This is a genomic window from Butyrivibrio sp. INlla18 (genome assembly GCF_900103635.1).
Taxonomy (GTDB): Bacteria; Bacillota; Clostridia; order Lachnospirales; family Lachnospiraceae; genus Butyrivibrio.
The window spans coordinates 204,916-223,984 of the sequence record NZ_FMXK01000007.1 but is presented as its reverse complement, the minus strand read 5'-3'; the positions used below and the strand labels follow the sequence as shown (position 1 = coordinate 223,984).

General features: G+C 40.4%; 18 protein-coding genes. 14 read left to right on the top strand and 4 right to left on the bottom strand.

The annotated features are described in order from the left end of the window. Window positions 1–15: 15 nt before the first annotated feature. Window positions 16–1,158 carry a peptide chain release factor 2 gene (gene prfB / locus BLS24_RS06125; RefSeq protein ID WP_091757150.1) on the top strand — a complete coding sequence of 381 codons (1,143 nt, stop codon included), beginning with the start codon at window positions 16–18 and terminating at the stop codon, window positions 1,156–1,158. A gap of 265 nt (window positions 1,159–1,423) precedes the next feature. Here the strand turns inward: prfB and BLS24_RS06120 are convergent, their stop codons facing one another. The 4 genes from BLS24_RS06120 to BLS24_RS06105 all read right to left on the bottom strand — a co-directional run bounded on the left by BLS24_RS06120 (window position 1,424) and on the right by BLS24_RS06105 (window position 5,639). Continuing rightward, a complete protein-coding gene (locus BLS24_RS06120) occupies window positions 1,424–2,473 on the bottom strand; it encodes a GNAT family N-acetyltransferase (RefSeq protein ID WP_091757148.1) in 1,050 nt (349 codons plus the stop codon). Between the two features lie 144 nt (window positions 2,474–2,617). Beyond that, entirely contained in the window at window positions 2,618–3,130 is a 513-nt protein-coding gene (locus BLS24_RS06115) for a GNAT family N-acetyltransferase (protein ID WP_176764352.1), read from the bottom strand. 283 nt (window positions 3,131–3,413) lie between these two features. Then, the gene (locus BLS24_RS06110; RefSeq protein ID WP_091757144.1) at window positions 3,414–4,496 is read right to left on the bottom strand and encodes a GGDEF domain-containing protein; all 1,083 of its coding nucleotides are present in this window, start codon (window positions 4,494–4,496) and stop codon (window positions 3,414–3,416) included. Between the two features lie 93 nt (window positions 4,497–4,589). Beyond that, window positions 4,590–5,639 carry an NHL repeat-containing protein gene (locus tag BLS24_RS06105; protein ID WP_091757142.1) on the bottom strand — a complete coding sequence of 350 codons (1,050 nt, stop codon included), beginning with the start codon at window positions 5,637–5,639 and terminating at the stop codon, window positions 4,590–4,592. 71 nt (window positions 5,640–5,710) lie between these two features. Here BLS24_RS06105 and BLS24_RS06100 point away from each other — a divergent pair, with 71 nt between their 5' ends. The 13 genes from BLS24_RS06100 (at window position 5,711) to nusG (ending at window position 19,010) form a co-directional block, all read left to right on the top strand. Next, a complete protein-coding gene (locus BLS24_RS06100) occupies window positions 5,711–6,733 on the top strand; it encodes a tetratricopeptide repeat-containing glycosyltransferase family 2 protein (protein ID WP_091757140.1) in 1,023 nt (340 codons plus the stop codon). Further along, window positions 6,733–7,770, top strand: coding sequence for a CDP-glucose 4,6-dehydratase (gene rfbG / locus BLS24_RS06095; protein WP_091757138.1), 1,038 nt, complete (start codon window positions 6,733–6,735; stop codon window positions 7,768–7,770). Before BLS24_RS06100 ends, rfbG begins: the two co-directional genes overlap by 1 nt. 12 nt (window positions 7,771–7,782) lie before the next feature. Then, entirely contained in the window at window positions 7,783–9,129 is a 1,347-nt protein-coding gene (gene rfbH / locus BLS24_RS06090; protein ID WP_071175386.1) for a lipopolysaccharide biosynthesis protein RfbH, read from the top strand. Window position 9,130: 1 nt separating this feature from the next. Further along, entirely contained in the window at window positions 9,131–10,039 is a 909-nt protein-coding gene (locus BLS24_RS06085) for an NAD-dependent epimerase/dehydratase family protein (RefSeq protein WP_091757136.1), read from the top strand. 8 nt (window positions 10,040–10,047) lie between these two features. Continuing rightward, window positions 10,048–11,586, top strand: coding sequence for a glycosyltransferase family 2 protein (locus BLS24_RS06080; RefSeq protein WP_091757134.1), 1,539 nt, complete (start codon window positions 10,048–10,050; stop codon window positions 11,584–11,586). A gap of 4 nt (window positions 11,587–11,590) precedes the next feature. Next, window positions 11,591–12,328, top strand: a complete 738-nt coding sequence (locus BLS24_RS06075) for a zinc ribbon domain-containing protein (protein WP_091757132.1) — start codon at window positions 11,591–11,593, stop codon at window positions 12,326–12,328. 350 nt (window positions 12,329–12,678) lie between these two features. Continuing rightward, a complete protein-coding gene (locus BLS24_RS06070; RefSeq protein ID WP_071175390.1) occupies window positions 12,679–13,014 on the top strand; it encodes a transcriptional regulator in 336 nt (111 codons plus the stop codon). A gap of 121 nt (window positions 13,015–13,135) precedes the next feature. Continuing rightward, window positions 13,136–14,323: a UDP-galactopyranose mutase gene (gene glf, locus BLS24_RS06065; protein ID WP_091757130.1), complete on the top strand. Its 1,188-nt coding sequence runs from the start codon at window positions 13,136–13,138 to the stop codon at window positions 14,321–14,323. A gap of 169 nt (window positions 14,324–14,492) precedes the next feature. After that, entirely contained in the window at window positions 14,493–15,797 is a 1,305-nt protein-coding gene (locus BLS24_RS06060; protein WP_091757127.1) for a hypothetical protein, read from the top strand. A 326-nt stretch (window positions 15,798–16,123) separates the two neighbouring features. Next, the gene (locus BLS24_RS06055; RefSeq protein ID WP_143015145.1) at window positions 16,124–17,788 is read left to right on the top strand and encodes a hypothetical protein; all 1,665 of its coding nucleotides are present in this window, start codon (window positions 16,124–16,126) and stop codon (window positions 17,786–17,788) included. 122 nt (window positions 17,789–17,910) lie between these two features. Then, window positions 17,911–18,060 carry a 50S ribosomal protein L33 gene (gene rpmG, locus BLS24_RS06050; RefSeq protein WP_013281689.1) on the top strand — a complete coding sequence of 50 codons (150 nt, stop codon included), beginning with the start codon at window positions 17,911–17,913 and terminating at the stop codon, window positions 18,058–18,060. 31 nt (window positions 18,061–18,091) lie between these two features. Then, complete coding sequence (secE, locus tag BLS24_RS06045) at window positions 18,092–18,370, top strand: preprotein translocase subunit SecE (RefSeq protein WP_091757122.1); 279 nt, start codon at window positions 18,092–18,094, stop codon at window positions 18,368–18,370. A gap of 16 nt (window positions 18,371–18,386) precedes the next feature. Beyond that, on the top strand, window positions 18,387–19,010 hold the full coding sequence (gene nusG, locus BLS24_RS06040) for a transcription termination/antitermination protein NusG (RefSeq protein ID WP_091757120.1): 624 nt from the start codon (window positions 18,387–18,389) through the stop codon (window positions 19,008–19,010). Window positions 19,011–19,069 lie beyond the last annotated feature (59 nt).

Sequence of the window (19,069 nt, the reverse complement as noted above, 5' to 3'; positions counted from 1 at the left end):
TAGAAAGGTTTATTTATGGTAGTTTTAGATCAGATGAAGGTTGAGATTCAGAACCTTCAGGACACATTAAAAGAAGTAACTGCTTCACTTGACTTAAATACTAAGAAAAAGATCATCGAAGAGCTTAGCCGTGAAATGGAAGAGCCTGGCTTCTGGGATGATGCTGAAAAGGCAAACAAGAAGACAAAAGATCTTAAGAACATGCAGGATCTTGTAGAGGGTATCGAGAAGCTTAATACTCAGTACGGCGATATCATTGATCTTATCGATATGCAGAACGCTGAAGGTGTAGATGATGAGGATATGGCTGCTGAGATCAGAGCTGAGCTTGATGATTTCGAGACAACTCTTGAGAATATCCGTATCAGCAATCTTTTGAATCAGCCATATGATAAGTATGATGTAATCCTTAGACTTAACGCAGGTGCAGGCGGAACAGAGGCTTGCGACTGGGCTTCTATGTTATATCGTATGTACACAAGATGGGCAGAGAGAAAAGGCTTTACAACAGAAGTTCTCGACCTTCTTGATGGTGATGAAGCTGGTATCAAGTCAGTTACATTCCAGATCTCTGGAACAAATGCTTACGGACTTTTAAAGTCAGAGCACGGTGTACACAGACTTGTTCGTATCAGCCCATTCAATGCTCAGGCTAAGCGTCAGACATCATTCGTATCATGTGACGTAATGCCAGATATTGAAGAAGACGTAGATGTAGAGATCAATCCAGATGATCTTAGAATTGATACATACCGTTCAAGTGGTGCCGGTGGACAGCACATCAACAAGACATCATCAGCTGTTCGTATCACACATATTCCTACAGGTGTAGTTGTTGCTTGTCAGAATGAGCGTTCACAGTTCCAGAACAAGGACAAGGCTATGCAGATGCTGAAAGCAAAGCTCTTTATCATGAAGCAGGAAGAGCAGGCAGCAAAGCTTGCTGGTATCCGTGGTGAAGTTATGGACAACGCATGGGGCAGCCAGATCCGCTCATATGTCCTTCAGCCATACACAATGGTTAACGACACACGTACAGGTTTCAAGTCATCAAATGCAGATGCAGTTCTTGATGGTGACCTTGATCAGTTCATCAACGCATACCTCAAGTGGCTCGCAACAGGCGGTAAGCCAGTAGGAGATACATCTGAGGAGTGATGATAAGAGTTTAGGTATTGGTACCGGACGTAGGATAATCGGAAAGTTTCATCCTTCGCTCCGATAGTTTTTACAGTTGGAGTTGTATGAAAACGGTTGTTTTACGCAGTTACTGTAAAAACTAAATCGCTCAGGCTAAAACTTTCCGATTAGCCTACTGTGCATGTATAAAAGACTGAAATTCATATTTCAAAAGATGAAAATAAAAAGCTACATTGTGAGTACTAAATTAATAAGTACTTACAATGTAGCTTTTTCAAGTTAATCAGCAACAATCCCATGTGTAGAATGCGTTGTCAAAGTTCAGGGCTTTAAGATCTTTCTCTTCTATAAAGAAGTGTCCTACTCCTGAATCTCCCCACATGATCTCGTTTCCGCGTCCATAGCTGGAATCCATTTGTAAAAGCTGGATATCATATTCGCCATCTTCACGTGGATCATACTGGGTAAAGTATGGATAGCCGAATAGCTTATTTCCAGTGGTGGTGCTTTCATCATCTTCTGAGTCTTCGTCTGCTTTTTTATCAAATCCTTCCTCAAATGTGATGCTATAGCATTTATAGAGAGGGAAATATTCATCTTTATCGGGATCAAGATCACATGCGGCTCTGATACCAAGGTCTTTTACCGTGGTTTCAGATACAGTAGGGTCAATGTCCTTATGATATATGACTTTGTAGCCCTTTTCATCATCATACCCCAAGACATCATCGTTGCTGATGAAAAACTGCAAGAGCCCTTCTTTTGGTAAAAGAGGATCTGTTACATCACTTAAGTTTATCTGGGCAAGGAGTATGAGCTTTTCGCCATTTGAGTTAACTGGATATTCCATGTCTTTTGGCCAATAAGGATAGCCACCAAATTTGCTAGCTGTAAGAGGTATCACATCTACAGGCTCAGCAGCAATATTTATCACTTTTCTAGAAGGAACAGGATCATTGTTTTGTTCTTTTTCATCCTGCTCAATGAATAAAGGATTGATGTAATAGTATTTGCTGGTTTCTTGTGGATGATAAACGAAATTATTTACAAAAGTATCTTTTTCATAACCACATTTTTCTAAGAGCTTATGCATAGCTACATTATCAGCTGGAATCTCGGCACTGATCTTTTTTAAGCCAGATGTCTTACATTCTTCTTCAGCATATTTCATGAGCTTAGTGGCGAGACCTTGATTTCTGTAATCTGGGTGCACAGAAAGGCCCATGATCTTCATATAGTCGTACTTGCCGCTCCAGTTGTAGGTTGTAAGATTCCCAATTATCATGCCATCTTCAATAAGAGCATAGTAGGTGGTTCTCTTATCTTTTACCATGCTAAGCTACCAACTTGCTACTGGAAAGCAAAGCTTGTCAAATTTCTGAATGGCATCATAGGATTCCATTCCAATTTTTTGCGTTTTAATCATGTTTGTTAGTTTCCCTTCTATAAGCTTGATATGATCTAGTTTGATCGAGCATTAACGATAAATTACTGATACATGTGTTATCTTGTTATCAGGATCTGGATATTCCTTCTCAAAATGCATGCCAATAGACTCTGCAGTCTTATAGGAGCCGACGTTTGTGTATTTGCAATATGAATAAAAAGCTGGATAATCAGTATTCTTGTAAGCCCACTCGAGGGTAGCAGCTGCGGCTTCCTTGGCATAACCTTTGCGCTGTTTATCTGCGCGGATGTGATAACCAATTTCAGGAAGCATCTCACCGTCAATTTTCTGAATCGTCAGTCCGCAGTCGCCAATCATCTCGCCAGTCTCTTTAAGGCATACAGCCCACAGACCAAATCCGTACTCCTTGTATCGGTTCATGTTTCTTTCAATCCAAGCTTTGACTCTTTCGTCATCAAAGGTATAAGGATAATGCTGCATGATTTCTCTATCTCCAAGAACTTTGTATAACGCATCAAAATCATCCATATTCATTTCACGAAGAAACAATCTGTCTGTTTCAAAAATAATCTCTTTTTTCATGTTAGCCTTACATCCGTTGTTTAAAAAGTGTACCTAAGATAATACCATGTTCAAATGCAGAAAAAAAGATGTAGCCTTCAGCTACATCCCTTAAAAGCTTGTTTTATTATGGATAGTTCTATCTTTTATTAACTGTACAGTTGGCGGTTCATAAAGTTTTAGCCTGAGCGATTTAGTTTTTACAGTAACTGCGTAAAACTTCCGTTTTCATATAATTCCAACTGTAAAAACTATCGGAGCGAAGGATGAAACTTTATGAACCGCCAACGTACGGTACCAAAGACTAAACTACCACAACTTTATTTCTGCCGGTGTTCTTGGCTTTGTACAACGCATTGTCCACGTTGACGATTGTCTTTTCGAAGTCGCCGATGTACTTGGAAACACCAACAGATACAGTGATTGGAACTGGGGAATCTGTAGCATTTTCGATGTCTTGGCGGAACTGCTCCATGCGTGCGCAGGCGTTGTTCACGTCGCAGTCTTTGAAGATTATGATGAACTCTTCACCGCCAAATCTGATAACGTAGTCCGTGTCGTGAGTCTGAGCTGTAAGCTTCTGTCCAATGTATAAAAGAGTCTGATCGCCAGTGTAGTGACCGTGCTCGTCGTTAACCTGTTTAAAGAAGTCTATATCAAGCATTGCAATCGCAATTTCTTTGGAATCACCGATAAGAGCGTTTTTGGTTACAATCTTTTCAAGCAAGTGTCTGTTATAAACCTGAGTTAACGGGTCTGTTACCATTGAAAGCTCAAGCTTTTGCTGCATGCGATAGTGATCCAGGTAGAAAAGAGTAAGGATCAGGTGTGAAGCAATAACTGCAAGAGCACATGGAATCTCAAGTGAAACGATGATATCAATGTTTTCATAATGATTGAAACTATGGGATATAAGTATTTCTCCAAGGAAGAACAAACTTGAAAAGATGATCTGACTAGGCCGCGCCACGAATCCCACAGTCAAAAATACCAGATTCATTATTATGAATCCTTCACTTGCGTGAAGCCTTATCTTGAGGAAGTAAATTGCCCATATTGTGGCTATGACAATATAATGTCCCAGAAAATAGTCCATAAAAACAGTAACACCAGTGTTGTCCACAAATTCAGTCACTAAAATAAAGATAAGCACAGTGACAAGAACTGATAATCTTGGAATTAAAGTTGGACCATAAGATCCATTTAATTGATAATCTGAATAAAGATACGCAATTGAAAAAATACTGCCAAATAATAAACTAATGCCAACGTAATCCTGATAATAAGTGCACTTGGATTTGTAAAAGTCTGCCAAGTCTGCTTTATCCATAGTGCGATAATCTTTGTACAGATTAATCAGTGTTTTAGCGTTTTCTACAATCTTCATATAATACTTCTCCTAATATAATATTGTACTAAAAAAACAAAAATATATAAAGGGGAAAGTCATTTAATAATTATAAATAAAAAAGGTCACCCATTAGTACAATGGAGTGACCTTAGTGATTTCGTTATTTTTGATCTTGAAGGACCATATTCCGTGGTCTGCAAGACGATGTTCAGTAAGAAAATAAGTATCATCTACTTCTGAGATGTAATATGGGGTTCCGCCACCTACAAAGTACTCAGAATAGATATCTTCATATTCACCTTGCATTAAGTCGTGTAAGGATTTTGTTCTTACTAATGTTGCGCTGTCCTGAGAACCGCTAGCATCAGTAGATACTGTTATATAGTAGTAATCCTGAATCTTGGTGATCTGCGCCATTCCAGCAAGCTCTGAAGGGACATCAATTTTCTCTTTTACCGATAGGTCAGACAGATCGCATCTGTAGATCTTGGAAGTTGCTGCAGAATCTGAATCAGAGATTCCTGAAACAAAGTAGATATCGCCATCTATTATAGAAAAGGACCTTACATATATGCCCTCAAGGTCATCGACCTTCCTGACATCAGTTAGATACACTCTTGTGGAGGATGCATCTCTTCTAAAGCAGTACAGCTCGCCAGTTATGGAGCTCCATACGTAGAAGGTGTCAGTTGCTTTGTCATAAACTGTGTAATGAGGGCGATTGCCGATATCGTAAAAAATCTGAGTCTGCAAGAATACGCCATCGACTTTTTCGAAGATTCGGACTTTGTTATTTTCAGTGTCATCTATCATATAGACCGTGCCGTCGCTGGCAATGGTGTGTGGCTGCGTAACTTCTGAAGTCATGATGCGCCACTCAGTCAGAGGAACCCCGAGAGTGTCAGAGTAGATGACTCTGTTGTGGTAGCAGTCTACGATGAACCAGGTGCCATCTATCTGCGTGATGCAGGTAGGAACGCTTAGCTTGGTGTCGTAGTTATTTATGGGCTCTAGTTCTGAAGCTGCGGACTGTGGATCTTTGCCAGCCTCGGTCAGTTCAGATTCAGCGATGTAGCCTTCTGGCTCGTAGGGAGTGACCGCTACGGTTTCAGCAGGTCTTTTACCACATCCTGTCAAAAGAGCTATTGTCAAAATAGTAAACACTAGTGTCTTTTTCATAATTCCTAATTTTACATTATGTTTGCTACATGGTAAAGGTTGTTGTACCATAAAACTATGGAGGGTTGATTATGGTTACGATTAGTGTTTGTATGATAGTAAAAGATGAAGAGGCAAACCTTTCAAGATGTTTAAACAGTCTTAAGGGGATTGCTGATGAATTTATCATTGTTGATACAGGATCTACCGACAAAACTAAGGAAATAGCTGAGTCTTTTGGCGCCAAGGTCTATGACTTTGAATGGACAGGGGACTTTAGTGAAGCTAGGAACTTTGCTTTTTCTAAGGCAAGTTGTGACTATATTTATTCCGCAGATGCAGATGAGGAGCTTGATGAGGAGAACAGAGAGCGCTTTTTGAAGCTAAAAGAGGACCTTTTGAAGCTCGATATAGATATTGTGCAGATGTACTATTGTAACCAGCTTGCATTCAGAACTGTCTACAACTACGACAGGGAGCTTAGACCAAAGCTCTTTAAACGTCTTAGAAGGTTCGTGTGGGAGGATCCGATCCATGAGCAGGTGGCAATTGAACCTGTTATCTGCAACAGCGAGATCGAGATCATTCACAGACCAGCTGAGAATCACGCAGGAAGAGATCTTGAGTCCTTTAGAAAGGCTATCTCTGAGGGCAGATATTTGTCCAAGCGCCTTCATAACATGTATGCAAGGGAACTTATGATGGCTGGAACCAAAGAGGACTTTATCAAAGCCAGATCATTTTTTGAGGATTCACTTAAGGACAACAACAGGACTATTGATGAGATAAAAGAGGCCTGCTGCGTCCTTGCACACATTGCAGTTATAGCAGATGATACCAAAACTCTTTTGAAGTGTTCTTTAAAAGATGCAAATACCGAAATGTCGAGTGAAATGTGCTATGAACTTGGTGAATATTACTATGGTCAAAAGGACTATGATGAGGCTATAATATGGTTCTTCAATGCTGCATATGAATGCGAGAGTATCTTGGATCTCAGGAAGTCAAAAGAGCTTCCAAGACTGGCTCTGGCTAAGTGCTACAGGGCTCTTGGCAATGACGAGCAGGCAGCAGATTATGAAAGGGAGGCCGCAGAGGTCGAAAAGGAAGAGTAATGTTAGATTTTTACAAGGGTAAAAGAGTTCTTATTACTGGACATACAGGATTTAAGGGAAGCTGGCTTTCCAAGATCCTTTTGATGGCTGGTGCTGAAGTTTATGGATATGCTTTGGAACCTGAGGGAGACAATCTTTTTGATATCCTTAAGCTTTCAGAAAATATGCACTCCTGCATTGGAGACATCAGAGATTTTGATAAATTACAGAAGTTTTTTGACGAGGCAAAGCCTGAGATGGTATTCCATCTGGCTGCGCAGCCTATCGTCAGAACATCTTATGAGGAGCCAAGATATACCTACGAGACCAATGTGATGGGAACAGTTAATATCTGTGAGTGTGTCAGAAAGGGCGGCGTTAAGTCTTTTCTCAATGTAACTACAGATAAGGTTTACCAGAACAATGAGTGGGAGTGGGGATACAGAGAGGATGAGAAGCTTGATGGATATGATCCATATTCTAATAGTAAGTCCTGCTCTGAGCTTGTGACTCATTCTTATGTGAATTCATTCTTTAATGAGCTTAATATAGCAACTTCAACAGCAAGAGCTGGTAACGTTATTGGAGGAGGCGACTTTGCAAGAGACAGGATCATTCCTGACTGCGTAAGAGCTGCTATGGCAGGAGAGCCTATCGTTCTGAGAAATCCTGATTCAACAAGACCATTCCAGCACGTGCTTGAAGCTCTTTCGGCATATCTTTTACTGGCACAGAAGCAGTACGAGGATCATAAGTATGCTGGATATTATAATGTAGGTCCTAATGAGAGCGATGCTGTCACAGCAGGCAGACTTACAGATATCTTTAAGCGCGAGTGGAAGGGCGATTTCCAGGTTGAGGTTAAGCCTGATGGCGGTCCTCACGAGGCAAATTACCTTAAACTTGACTGTTCAAAAATAAAGTGTAAACTAGGTTGGTCCCCTAAGTGGGATATCGATATGGCTGTCAGCAAGACTGTTGAATGGACCTCTGAATATATGGCTGGCAACGCAATTTCCTGCACTGAGAAGCAGATAAAAGAGTATTTTGAGAAATAAAGGAGATTTATTGTGGCAATTAGTAACAACGAGCAGGCTGCAAGAGAGCAGATAAAAGAGCTTGTAGCTGAGTATTATGAGAAGTTTTTAAAGGTAGACAGAGAGTCTTTTAACAAGGGTGACAGAATCCCTTATTCAGGAAGAGTATTTGATGATAAAGAAGTGGTGAATCTTGTGGATTCTTCACTGGATTTTTGGCTTACAGCTGGAAGATATACTGATGAGTTTGAGGAGAGATTTGCTAAGCTCCTTGGAGTTAAGCACGCTAGCCTTGTTAACAGTGGTTCATCAGCTAACCTTATTGCATTCATGGCACTTACAGGCAAGGAACTTGGAGATAGACAGGTGAAAAGAGGCGACGAAGTCATTACAGTTGCTTGCGGATTCCCTACAACAGTTGCTCCTATCATGCAGTATGGCGCAGTTCCAGTATTTGTAGATGTTACAATTCCTCAGTACAACATCGATGTAACTAAGCTTGAGGAAGCGCTTTCAGACAAGACCAAGGCTGTTATGATCGCTCATACACTTGGTAATCCATTTGATCTTAAGGAAGTTAGAGCATTCTGCGACAAGCACAACCTTTGGCTTGTAGAAGATAACTGTGATGCTCTTGGTTCAGAATATACAATTGATGGCGAGACCAGACTTACAGGTGCTTGGGGAGATATCGCTACATCAAGCTTCTATCCACCACACCACATAACAATGGGCGAGGGCGGATGCGTTTATACCAACAACGGTCTTCTTCATAGACTTGTTAGAAGCTTCAGAGACTGGGGTAGAGACTGCGTATGTCCTCCAGGCAAGGATAACTTCTGTGGACACAGATTTGACGGTCAGTTTGGTAAGCTTCCAGTTGGCTATGATCACAAGTATGTATACAGTCACCTTGGATACAATCTTAAGGCAACTGATATGCAGGCAGCAGTTGGCTGTGCTCAGCTTGATAAGCTCATTCCATTTGCTGATGCTAGACGTAAGAACTGGGATAGATTTAAGGCTAATCTTCAGGAGCTTTCAGACGTTCTTGAGCTTCCTGAGAGAGCAGAGAACTCCAATCCATCTTGGTTTGGCTTTATCATGTGCGTAAAAGAGGGTGCTACATTTACCCGTAACGATATTACTAAGGCTCTTGAAGAGAATAACATTCAGACTAGACTTCTTTTCTCTGGTAACCTTATCAAGCATCCATGCTTTGATGAGTATGTAGAGGGTAAGGACTACAGAGTAGTTGGTTCACTTGATGTTACAGATAGAGTTATGAACAATGCTTTCTGGATCGGCGTATATCCAGGACTTACAGATGAGAAGATCGACTTCGTATCTGATGTGATCAAAAAGGCATGTGGTAGATAATATGAAAACAGCTGTAGTTACCGGAGCCTTTGGCTTTGCGGGCGCTAATCTTACAGAAGCTTTATTGAATAGCGGCTACAAGGTTTATGCTATTGGCAGAAAGGGCTCTTTACACAACTCCAGATTTACAGAGTCGGACAAACTTAGAGTTCTTTTGCTGGCCATGGATGAGTATGACCAGATAGCGGGGCTCATGGATCCTTCTGATGTTGCTGGCAAGGATGTGATAATCTTCCATCTTGCCTGGGGCGGTGGAAGAGATGACTTTGATGCTCAGTACAGCAATATTGAGGGTTCTTTAAAGGCTATGGATTCAGCCATCAGCTTGAAAGAGAAGGCCCAGAGCGTTAGATTTGTAGGAATTGGATCTCAGGCAGAATATGGCGTTAAGTCAGATAAAGCCGAGATCACAGAGGATATGTCCTTGGAACCTTTCTCTGCTTATGGAGCTTCCAAGGCAGCAGCATATTATTTACTTAAGAAAAAAGCTGAAATCTCCGAAATACAATTTATATGGGGCAGGATATTTAGCCTTATCGGTAAGTATGAACCTGAAGGCAGGATGCTTCCTGATCTTGTGAAGAAATTGAAAGACGGACAGGAAGTAAACTTAAGCTCATGCGAGCAGTATTGGGACTATCTTGACGCAGTAGACGCTGCTGGAGCTATCATGGCTCTTGGAGAGCGCGGCGTATCTGGAGAAGCCTACAATATCGCTAATGGCAAGTATGATCTTCTAAGGAATTTCGTTTTGGAGGCAGCAGATCATCTTGGGGCTGACAGAGCTCTTTTGCACTTTGGTAAAAGAGCTGATCCATTTGTATCACTTAGACCTTCAGTTCAAAAGATCAAGGAAGATACAGGGTGGGAAGCAAGTACACCACTTATTGATAGCATAAAACAATATTAAGGTGAGACATGTACGAAAAACTTGAGCAGCTTATTTCAGAGGGTGATTACAAGGAAGCTTTATACGAGTTTCAGGAAGAGTACCAAAATATTGGTCTTCTAAGTGGCAAAGATGCATCCAGATTGTGCGTATTGGAGGCATCTATTTGGGAGGCACTTGGAGATGGCATAGCTGAATTTGAGGCTATAGCTAAGGGCATGAGCTTTGACCAGACAAATTATGAGCTGTTCTATATGCTTGGTCTGTACTACCAGAATTTTAATATTGATAAGGCTTATCTTTGTTATGAGATGGCTTTATTTTACTGTGATGTGGATAGCGATAAGGAAGTTATTGCTACTACGCTGCAGGAACTAAAAAAAGACACTAGATTACGCGTTCGTGGTGTAAGCGTAATGGTGCTCTCATATAATGATCTTGAATTATTAAAGATGTGCATTGACTCAGTTGAGAGGTCTCTTCCAAAGGAGAGCCTTGAGATTGTAGTAGTAGACAACGCTTCCACAGAAGGAGGCGTTCGCGAATTTCTTAGAGAAAAGGCTGATAGCACTGACTATAGCTTTAAGCTTATAGAAAATAGCGATAACATGGGCTTTCCTGTTGGCTGTAATCAGGGAGCTAGCTGCTGCAATGAGGACAATGACATCTTTTTTTTGAACAACGATGCAGTCCTTACAACAAATGCTCTTTTTTGGCTGCGAATGGGACTCTATGAGAACAGGAATGTGGGAGCCTGTAGCTCTTTATCTAACAGCGCTTCTCTTCAGGAGGTGGCTCCAGCGCTACTTGATGAGTATGCAGGTGAGGAGCTTGATAATCTGTGGCACAAGAAGCTTGGCGTAACTAAGAGCTTTGAGATCTTTAGTAAATATGCCGCTGTAAATACCATTCCTATGTACTATCCATATATCAAGAGGTTTAGGCTTACTGGCTTTGCACTTTTGGTTTCAAGAGACGCCTTGAAGGTGGTTGCTCCTGATAACAAGGTATTTGACGAGATATTTTCTCCTGGCTACTTTGAGGATGATGACCTTGGAATGAGGCTTGCCACAGCTTCTTTTGAACAATATCTGTGTACTAACAGCTTTATCTATCACAACGGCGGAAGCGGTTTTGAAGGGCATAATGATGCTATGGAAAGGAGCCGCCAGACTTTTATAGACAAGTGGGACTTTGATATCTGGGGATTTTGCCTTCACTGGCAGGAAGCTTGCGACAAGATAGCAGATCTTTATGCAGAGAGAAAAGAGCCTCTTAAGATCCTTGATTTTAGCTGTAATTTCGGTGCTACTGGCTCGTATTTAAAGCACATGCTTCCGGATGCCTTTATAGCTGGCGTTTGCGATAACTCTTTTGCTGCAGGTATTGCCAAGAATATTGTTGATGATGTGGTGTACGGAAACCTCAATACATCGAAGCTTCCTTGGAATGATCACTCATTTGACGTGGTGCTATTCGAGAGGGAAAAGGTCTGCAAGGTGAGGGCTTCACAATTTGTAAAAACAAGTGGTATCATTATAGACGATAGGGAAGAAGAAAGGGATTGAGTTTATGAGATGTCCAAATTGCAAGCAGACTCTTGCGGATGACATAAATACAAAGGTCAACTTTTGTCCATTCTGCGGCAAAAGATTATATGATACCAGTAAGCATTATCTCATGCACATTTACAGCATGGGCGCTGTAGATATGGTTCTTGGCAACATGCTCGTATTTATCGATGAGAGGCTTATGTATGAGGTCAAATCTGGAGATGGAATATTGATAGTTCTGGAGGCTGGCTTCCACACTATTAAGTTTAGAGTTGGCGTGAGGAATAAATCTATTCAGATCCTTTTGGATGCTGACTTTGAGATCAAGGCCCACTTCAATACAGCCACAAGTCTTATTGAGACTATCGTCAATGAGATGGAAGGAACTGAGGATGGCCACAACGCTGAGGCTATCTCCAAGGAAGAGATCACTCAGCCTGTTATGATTTCAGAGACTGGCGAGAAGGGCTTTGAGACTGCTCTTGGAGATGATATGCCAGAGTATGAGTTCAAGGCTTCCAGTGGTTTGTTGGAGGGTGAGCTGAAGCTCTTTTCAGAGAGACTTGAATTTACTCCTGCAGGCGGTATGAAGAAGGAAACTTTGGACTACAAAAATATTGTTGCAGTTAATAGGAAAATGGGCACTATAGATGTTCAATGTGCAGGAAATGTGCATAAAGTTTATAGTATTCCGAAAGATATTTACAATGAAGTTATAGTGTTTTTAACTAAAAAGATTGAAGAAGTAAAAAACTAATAACTAAATAACATACACAAATACATGGCAAACAGCACTTCTGTGCTGTTTGTTTTTTCGTTAATTGTGCAGATAATTCCTACGGCTCAGAGATTATGACTGGATCTTGATGGACGTAAAAAAGTCTTAATTGTATCAATGAATTGTGAAGAATGTGTGAACACTTTCGCAAATTCTTGTTATCGATTGCAATTTCGTTAAAATGCCAAAAAACTGTAGTCAAACTGGATAAATTTTTATTGGAAAATTCACCTAAAAAGTGAATGACGAAATAACGTCTATGTGGTAGACTTGTTTGTGCAAAAGGAAAGAGTATTTTGCAATAAAAAAATAAGTAGGAGGATTGCGCTATGACAAAGGCAGAAATTTTAAAAAAAGAAATTTTACAGCAGTATAAGAGTGTCAGACAGTTCGCTTTAGATATGTCTATTCCATATAGTACACTTGTTACAGCATTAGATAGGGGAATCGAAGGTATGGCTTACGGTACAGTTATCAAGATGTGTGATCGTTTAAATCTTAACCCAGTTGATTTTTCTACTCTTGAGCAGGGTACAGACCTTGGTAAGAAAATCGTTGAGAACCGTGTAATGCAGCAGTATGTTAAGCTCAACAAGGTTGGACGTAAGAAGATCCTTGATATGATGGGTGACTTCTCTCAGCTTGACAAGTACCAGGCAGACTAATAGTACATTATCTATTTAAGGTATAAAAAGCCTCGCGGATTTGTTATAATAAAATCCGCGGGCTATTTTTTTGCCTGTAAATAGACGTTAGTAGACGGATCCGTCAATTTGGAGGTTTTATATGAAATACGATTATCTTGTTGTTGGTGCGGGACTTTATGGCGCTGTCTTTGCCCACGAGAAAGCTAAGCAGGGCAAGAGCGTTCTCGTAATAGATAAAAGAGAGCATGTTGGAGGAAACATCTATACAGAGAACAGAATGGGGATAAATGTTCATATGTATGGTGCACATATCTTCCATACTTCTGACAAAGAGGTCTGGGACTATGTTAACAATTTTGCTGAGTTCAATAACTACATCAACAGTCCTGTTGCTGTTTACAAGGATGAGCTTTACAACCTTCCTTTTAATATGAACACATTTAGCAAGATGTGGAATATCAAGACTCCTGAAGAAGCCAAGGCTATTATTTCCAAGCAGGCTGATGAGGAGATTGAGAGAATGAAAGCGGAGAAGGGCACAGACTCTTTTACCGCAGACAATCTTGAGGAGCAGGCACTTAGCCTTGCTGGAAGAGATATCTACGAGAAGCTTGTTAAGGGCTACACTGAGAAACAGTGGGGAAGAGATTGTAAGGAACTTCCAGCCTTTATCATCAAGAGACTTCCTATGAGATATATCTATGACAACAACTACTTTAATGATAGATATCAGGGAATTCCTATTGGAGGCTATACTGCTCTTATTGAGAAGCTTCTTTTAATAGGAGAGGGAACTGAAAAGGTTTCAGGTAGCATCACTGTTAAAACAGGTGTTGATTACTACGATTTTGTTAAGATCGAAGGAAACGTGCCTGCTCAGCCACTTTCATCAGTAAATGGTGATGAGTTTGATAACATGCTCTTTACAGGTATGATTGATGAGTTCTTTGGCTACAAGCTTGGAACTTTGGAATATAGATCACTTAGATTTGAGACAGAGGATCTTCCTGATGTTGATAACTATCAGGGCAACGCAGTCGTGAACTATACTGAGCGTGAGATCCCATACACCAGGATTATTGAGCACAAGCACTTTGAATATGGAAATGGTAAGGGAACCATTGTAACAAGAGAGTATCCTGCTACATGGAAGCATGGCGATGAACCTTATTATCCAATGAATGATGAAAAGAATAATACTCTTTTTGCAAAGTATCTCGAACTTGCAAAGGAATATCCAAACATCCAGTTTGGTGGAAGACTTGGAGCGTACAAGTATTACAACATGGATCAGGTCATTAGAGCAGCTCTTGATATGGTTAAATAATTTATGGTTTTTTAATAACTTTTTGCTTTAATATTATTGACTTATTGCTTTCTTTAGTGAAAAATATAGGTAACTAAAAGTGTCTTATTGTACCCTAGCACGACTGATGCCAAAGGATTGGCAGAGAGAAAGGACTCGTGCATTATCATGGAAGAAAGGAGGGGCGCATATGGCAGGCATTTCCATGAATGGTGTCTACAACCATTTCATACAAGACTATGTTTCTAAAGATGTGACACAGGCTGATGCCCATCGAAAAGATGAGCTTCGGGATGTGTATAAGTCGATTGCAAAAATCAATAAAAAATCCCCTCTTTATCTACTTACAGATGATGATGCTTCCCGCAATGATGCGATTGATATAAAGGAACGTGCAAGGCAGCTTCAGGGTAATATATTTAGCTTAAGTAACCAGGATGATAAGTCTTCGCTTAATCATACTTCTGCATTTACTACAGATGAGGAAAAGGTTACTGCTTCTTATATTGGCAAAACTCCTGATGCTGATGTTGGTGGCGCGGGTTTTGATATTGAAGTAACGCAGCTTGCAGCTAGTCAGGTCAATAAGGGCAAACCACTTCCTAGGGAATCTACATCAGTTCTTGCACCTGACAGCTACGCCTTTGATGTTAAGCTTGATGAACAGGAATTTGAGTTCCAGTTTAGTATTTATCAGACTGATCGCAATATAGATGTTCTTGATAAATTACAGAAGCTTATCAATAAAGCTGGCATAGGTATTTCTGCTGAAGTGATAGATGCAGGTGAAGGCAGAAGTGCTCTTCAGATATCCAGTACCAGAACAGGACTTAAGAGCGGAGCCACCAGCCAATTTGAGATATATGAATCTTCTGGTGAGCTTGCAAAGGGCTCTGTGGAGGCGCTTGGACTTGATAGAGTTTCAGCTCCTGCAGCCAATGCACACTTTACACTTAATGGAGAACCCAAGACAGCGGTATCCAATCACTTTACCGTTGGCGGCAAGTTTGATATTCAGGTCAATAAACTTACAGAGGAACCTGTACATGTAGGTGTCAAAAAAGATAACGAAGCACTTATAAAGCATGTTACAGCTCTTATTGATAACTATAATAGCTTTGTTCTCGATACTGGCGACTATAAGGATGAAAAGTTTAAGGGCGACAAGCTAAAGAGTGAAGCTATCGGAATCGCAAGGCAGTGTCTGTCAGGTATTGAGGATATAGGAATAAAGCTTGAAGGAAATGGAACGGTATCGGTTGATACAGAGCTTCTAGGTCAGACGGTAGCCAGCTCGCAGAGTGATGAGTCCCTTGCTCCTATCAAGAAGTTTGCAGATACGCTTATTGCTAAGACCAAGGATATAGCTGTTGATCCCATGAAATATGTAGATAGGCCAGTAGTTAATTACAAGAATCCTGATAGCAAAGAAAATACAGCATCTCCATATATTACCAGTGAATATTCTGGAATGATGTTCAATAACTATTGTTGAACACGCTTCAGTTATCATGTGGCCACATGATAACTTGAAATATATAGAAGAAGCGGTGCACCATTTTGTGTGCCGCTTCTTTGCGTTATATAAAGGGTTTGGTATAATAAATCATTATGATCACATTTTTTGTTACATTCATAGCGCTCTTTTTGGGTAGCGCTCTAATTTCAATAAGATACAAACAAATTCTTGGGGATGCCATAGCTCTTTGTACGGCAGGACTTATCCTTGTTTTATATGTCCTTGCCTTTTTTAGAGGGATGAAGCTTATTGGAGCTTTGGCTTTCCTTTTTTGCGCTTTATTTGGCGCGGCAGTTTTTAGAATGGACAAGGCAGGGAGATCTGATCTGTTAAAAGAGCTAAAGAAAACACTTTTAGATCCTACTAATGTTCTTTTAGTTGCTACGCTTATTTTGGTGACTGTGATGACTTCAGCTACACCATTTACCTGGTGGGATGATATCAATTTTTGGTCATCTGATGCCAAGCAGCTCTTTTTCATGAATGGTTTTCCTGGTAAATATGGAAATGTATCACCGGAGTTTGGAGATTATCCCCCAGTAACTTCTATCTTTAAGTGGCTCTTTTTACAGCTTGGAATGGGAGAGTATAGGGAGAGTCTTCAGTTTGCGGGATACTTTGCGTTAAATGCCCTGTTCTTGATGCCTCTTTTTGGCAGGATCAAAAAGACCAGGCTTGGAGCTGTAGTCAATGTCTTAGGTTTTGCAGTTGTTGTGATGCTTCCTGGCGTATTTAACGGAATCATCTATTATGGAACACCTGCAGATATCACCATGGGAATCATTTATGGAGTGCTTCTTCTTACGATGCTTGAAGGTAAGGACGGTAGCGATTCCTTATTATATGTTAAGATCGCTGCATTTACAGCGGTTCTTTTCCTGACTAAGTCAGTGGGAATTGAGTGGGCAGTGTTTGCGCTTATCTTTTATATTCTTATCTGCAAGAAAGATAAAAAGATTTTTGCTGCCGCTGCTTTTAGCGGAATAACTTACGGAAGCTGGCTTATCTTTTGCCTCATCAATAGGAGAGTTGCAAAGCTCACAGGTGCTGGGCTCAAGATGGCAACTTCAGGGAATTACACTGCACCACAGAATGCAGCTGATAAGGCGAGATTTTTTGTGGAAGGATTCCTTACAATGCCTATGCACGCTGATAGGAACTTGACTTTAGATATTTCTGTTTGCGCCGGCGTTGTAATACTATTCGCATTTTTGTTTGTTCTTTCTTATAAGAAGATAATGGACGCTTCAGAGACCAAGAAGGTTGGAATATTCCTTTTGATTACTGGAATTATTACATATGGAATTATTTTCTTGGCACATATTTCAATCTTCCAGACTGAGGATCAGTACCTCGATGCCTATGCTATGGCGGTTTCTATGGGGAGGTATGGCTTTCCTTTCTTGTTTGGTGGATATTACCTTTTGATGGGAGCTCTTTTCTCAAGGCTTGATGAGGCTCAGGAAAAGAGATTTAAAATGGTTGCCGTTATAGCTACGTTTGCGTTTGTTCTTTTGACAGCGGATTATGCTGGAATCTACAAGCACTTAAATGGATATAGAAAAGATGTATCTAAGAATAAGGCCTACAATCAGGATATGGTTGGGGATGACGGCAGGATAATTGTGGATAAAGTCCTTGCTGATAAATCTCTTTGGGGAAAAAGAGTCTTGGTCATCAGAGATGGTCACACTTATCACTGGGTTCATGATACATATATCAGCAAAGAGGCTTCACCTGTTGCTCTTGTCTATGACTCTTTTAAGGCAGAAGAGGATAACAGCGACACAATGATGCAAAAGATAATTTCTGATCACGCTTCATATATATATGTAGAAGATGAAGAAAAATTATCAGAGGAACTTTTTGCCCCTCTTATGAGTGATGGTCAGGAGTTTGAGCCAGGAATCATATATGAGGTCAATTGGAATAATGGCGGTATTTTGCTTTCAAAAAAAACTAATTGACGAAGAAGTTTGTCTATGTTATAGTAGACAAGCGACATGAGATTTACGTCTTTTTTTTATGCAAAAATTTAGTAAAAAATGGCGTGAATTTAAAGTGATAATAACACGCCGGAGGTGAGATAATGCGTACAAGAATTACATTAGCATGTACAGATTGTAAGAATCGTAACTATGACACAACAAAGGATAAGAAGACACATCCTGATCGTGTTGAGATGAAGAAGTACTGCCCATTCTGCAAGAAGCACACATTACACAAGGAAACAAAGTAATTTCATCCTTTATTGGAGGGAGACTACAGGTATGGAAGAAACCAAGGTAGTAGATAACGAGTCTAAGGCTTCTAAGAGCAGTTCTACAAAGAAAAAGAAGGAGAATGTTTTTGTTGCTACATTTAACAAGATCAAGAACTTCTTTGTAGGCGTTAAGGCTGAGTTCGGTAAGATCATTTGGCCTACCAAGGATGATATGATCAAGCAGACAACTGCTGTAGTGATCGTATCTATCATTTGCTGCGCTTTGATTGCTGTATTGGACTATGTGTTTGGATATGGAATGAATATCATTACATCTATATTCTAAGTTAAAAGGAGATAATATGTCTGAAGAAATGGAAAAGGCTTTAGAATCTGATGAGGTATTATCAGAGGCAGAAGCTCCTGTAACTGAGGGAGAGACTGCTGCAGCGGAAGCTAAGGCTAATGAAAACGCTCATTGGTACGTTGTTCATACATATTCTGGATATGAGAACAAGGTTAAGGACAATCTTGAGAGCGCAATCGTCAACAGACACCTTGAGGATCAGATTTTTGAAGTTCGTGTTCCTCTTCAGGACGTTGTCGAGGTTAAGAATGGTGTTCGCAAGAATGTTCAGAGAAAGATGTTCCCAGGTTATGTTCTTGTTAACATGGATATGAATGATGAGACTTGGTATGTAGTTCGTAATACACGTGGCGTAACAGGTTTCGTTGGACCTGGAAGCAAACCAGTACCTCTTACAGATGCTGAGATTAAGCCTCTCGGAATCAAGACAGATACAATTTCTGTTGATTTCGGTGTTGGTGATGAAATTGCAGTAATCGCAGGCGTTTGGAAAGATACAGCTGGTGTTGTTCAGAGAATGGACTTCGGTAAGCAGACTGCTACAATCAATGTAGATCTGTTTGGCCGTGAGACACCAGTTGAGATCAGCTTTGCTGAAGTTAGAAAGATAGATTCATAAGATTTGGTATTTGAGCGCGAGAGCGTTTGAATATATAGCAGCTTTATGCTGCACGTAAC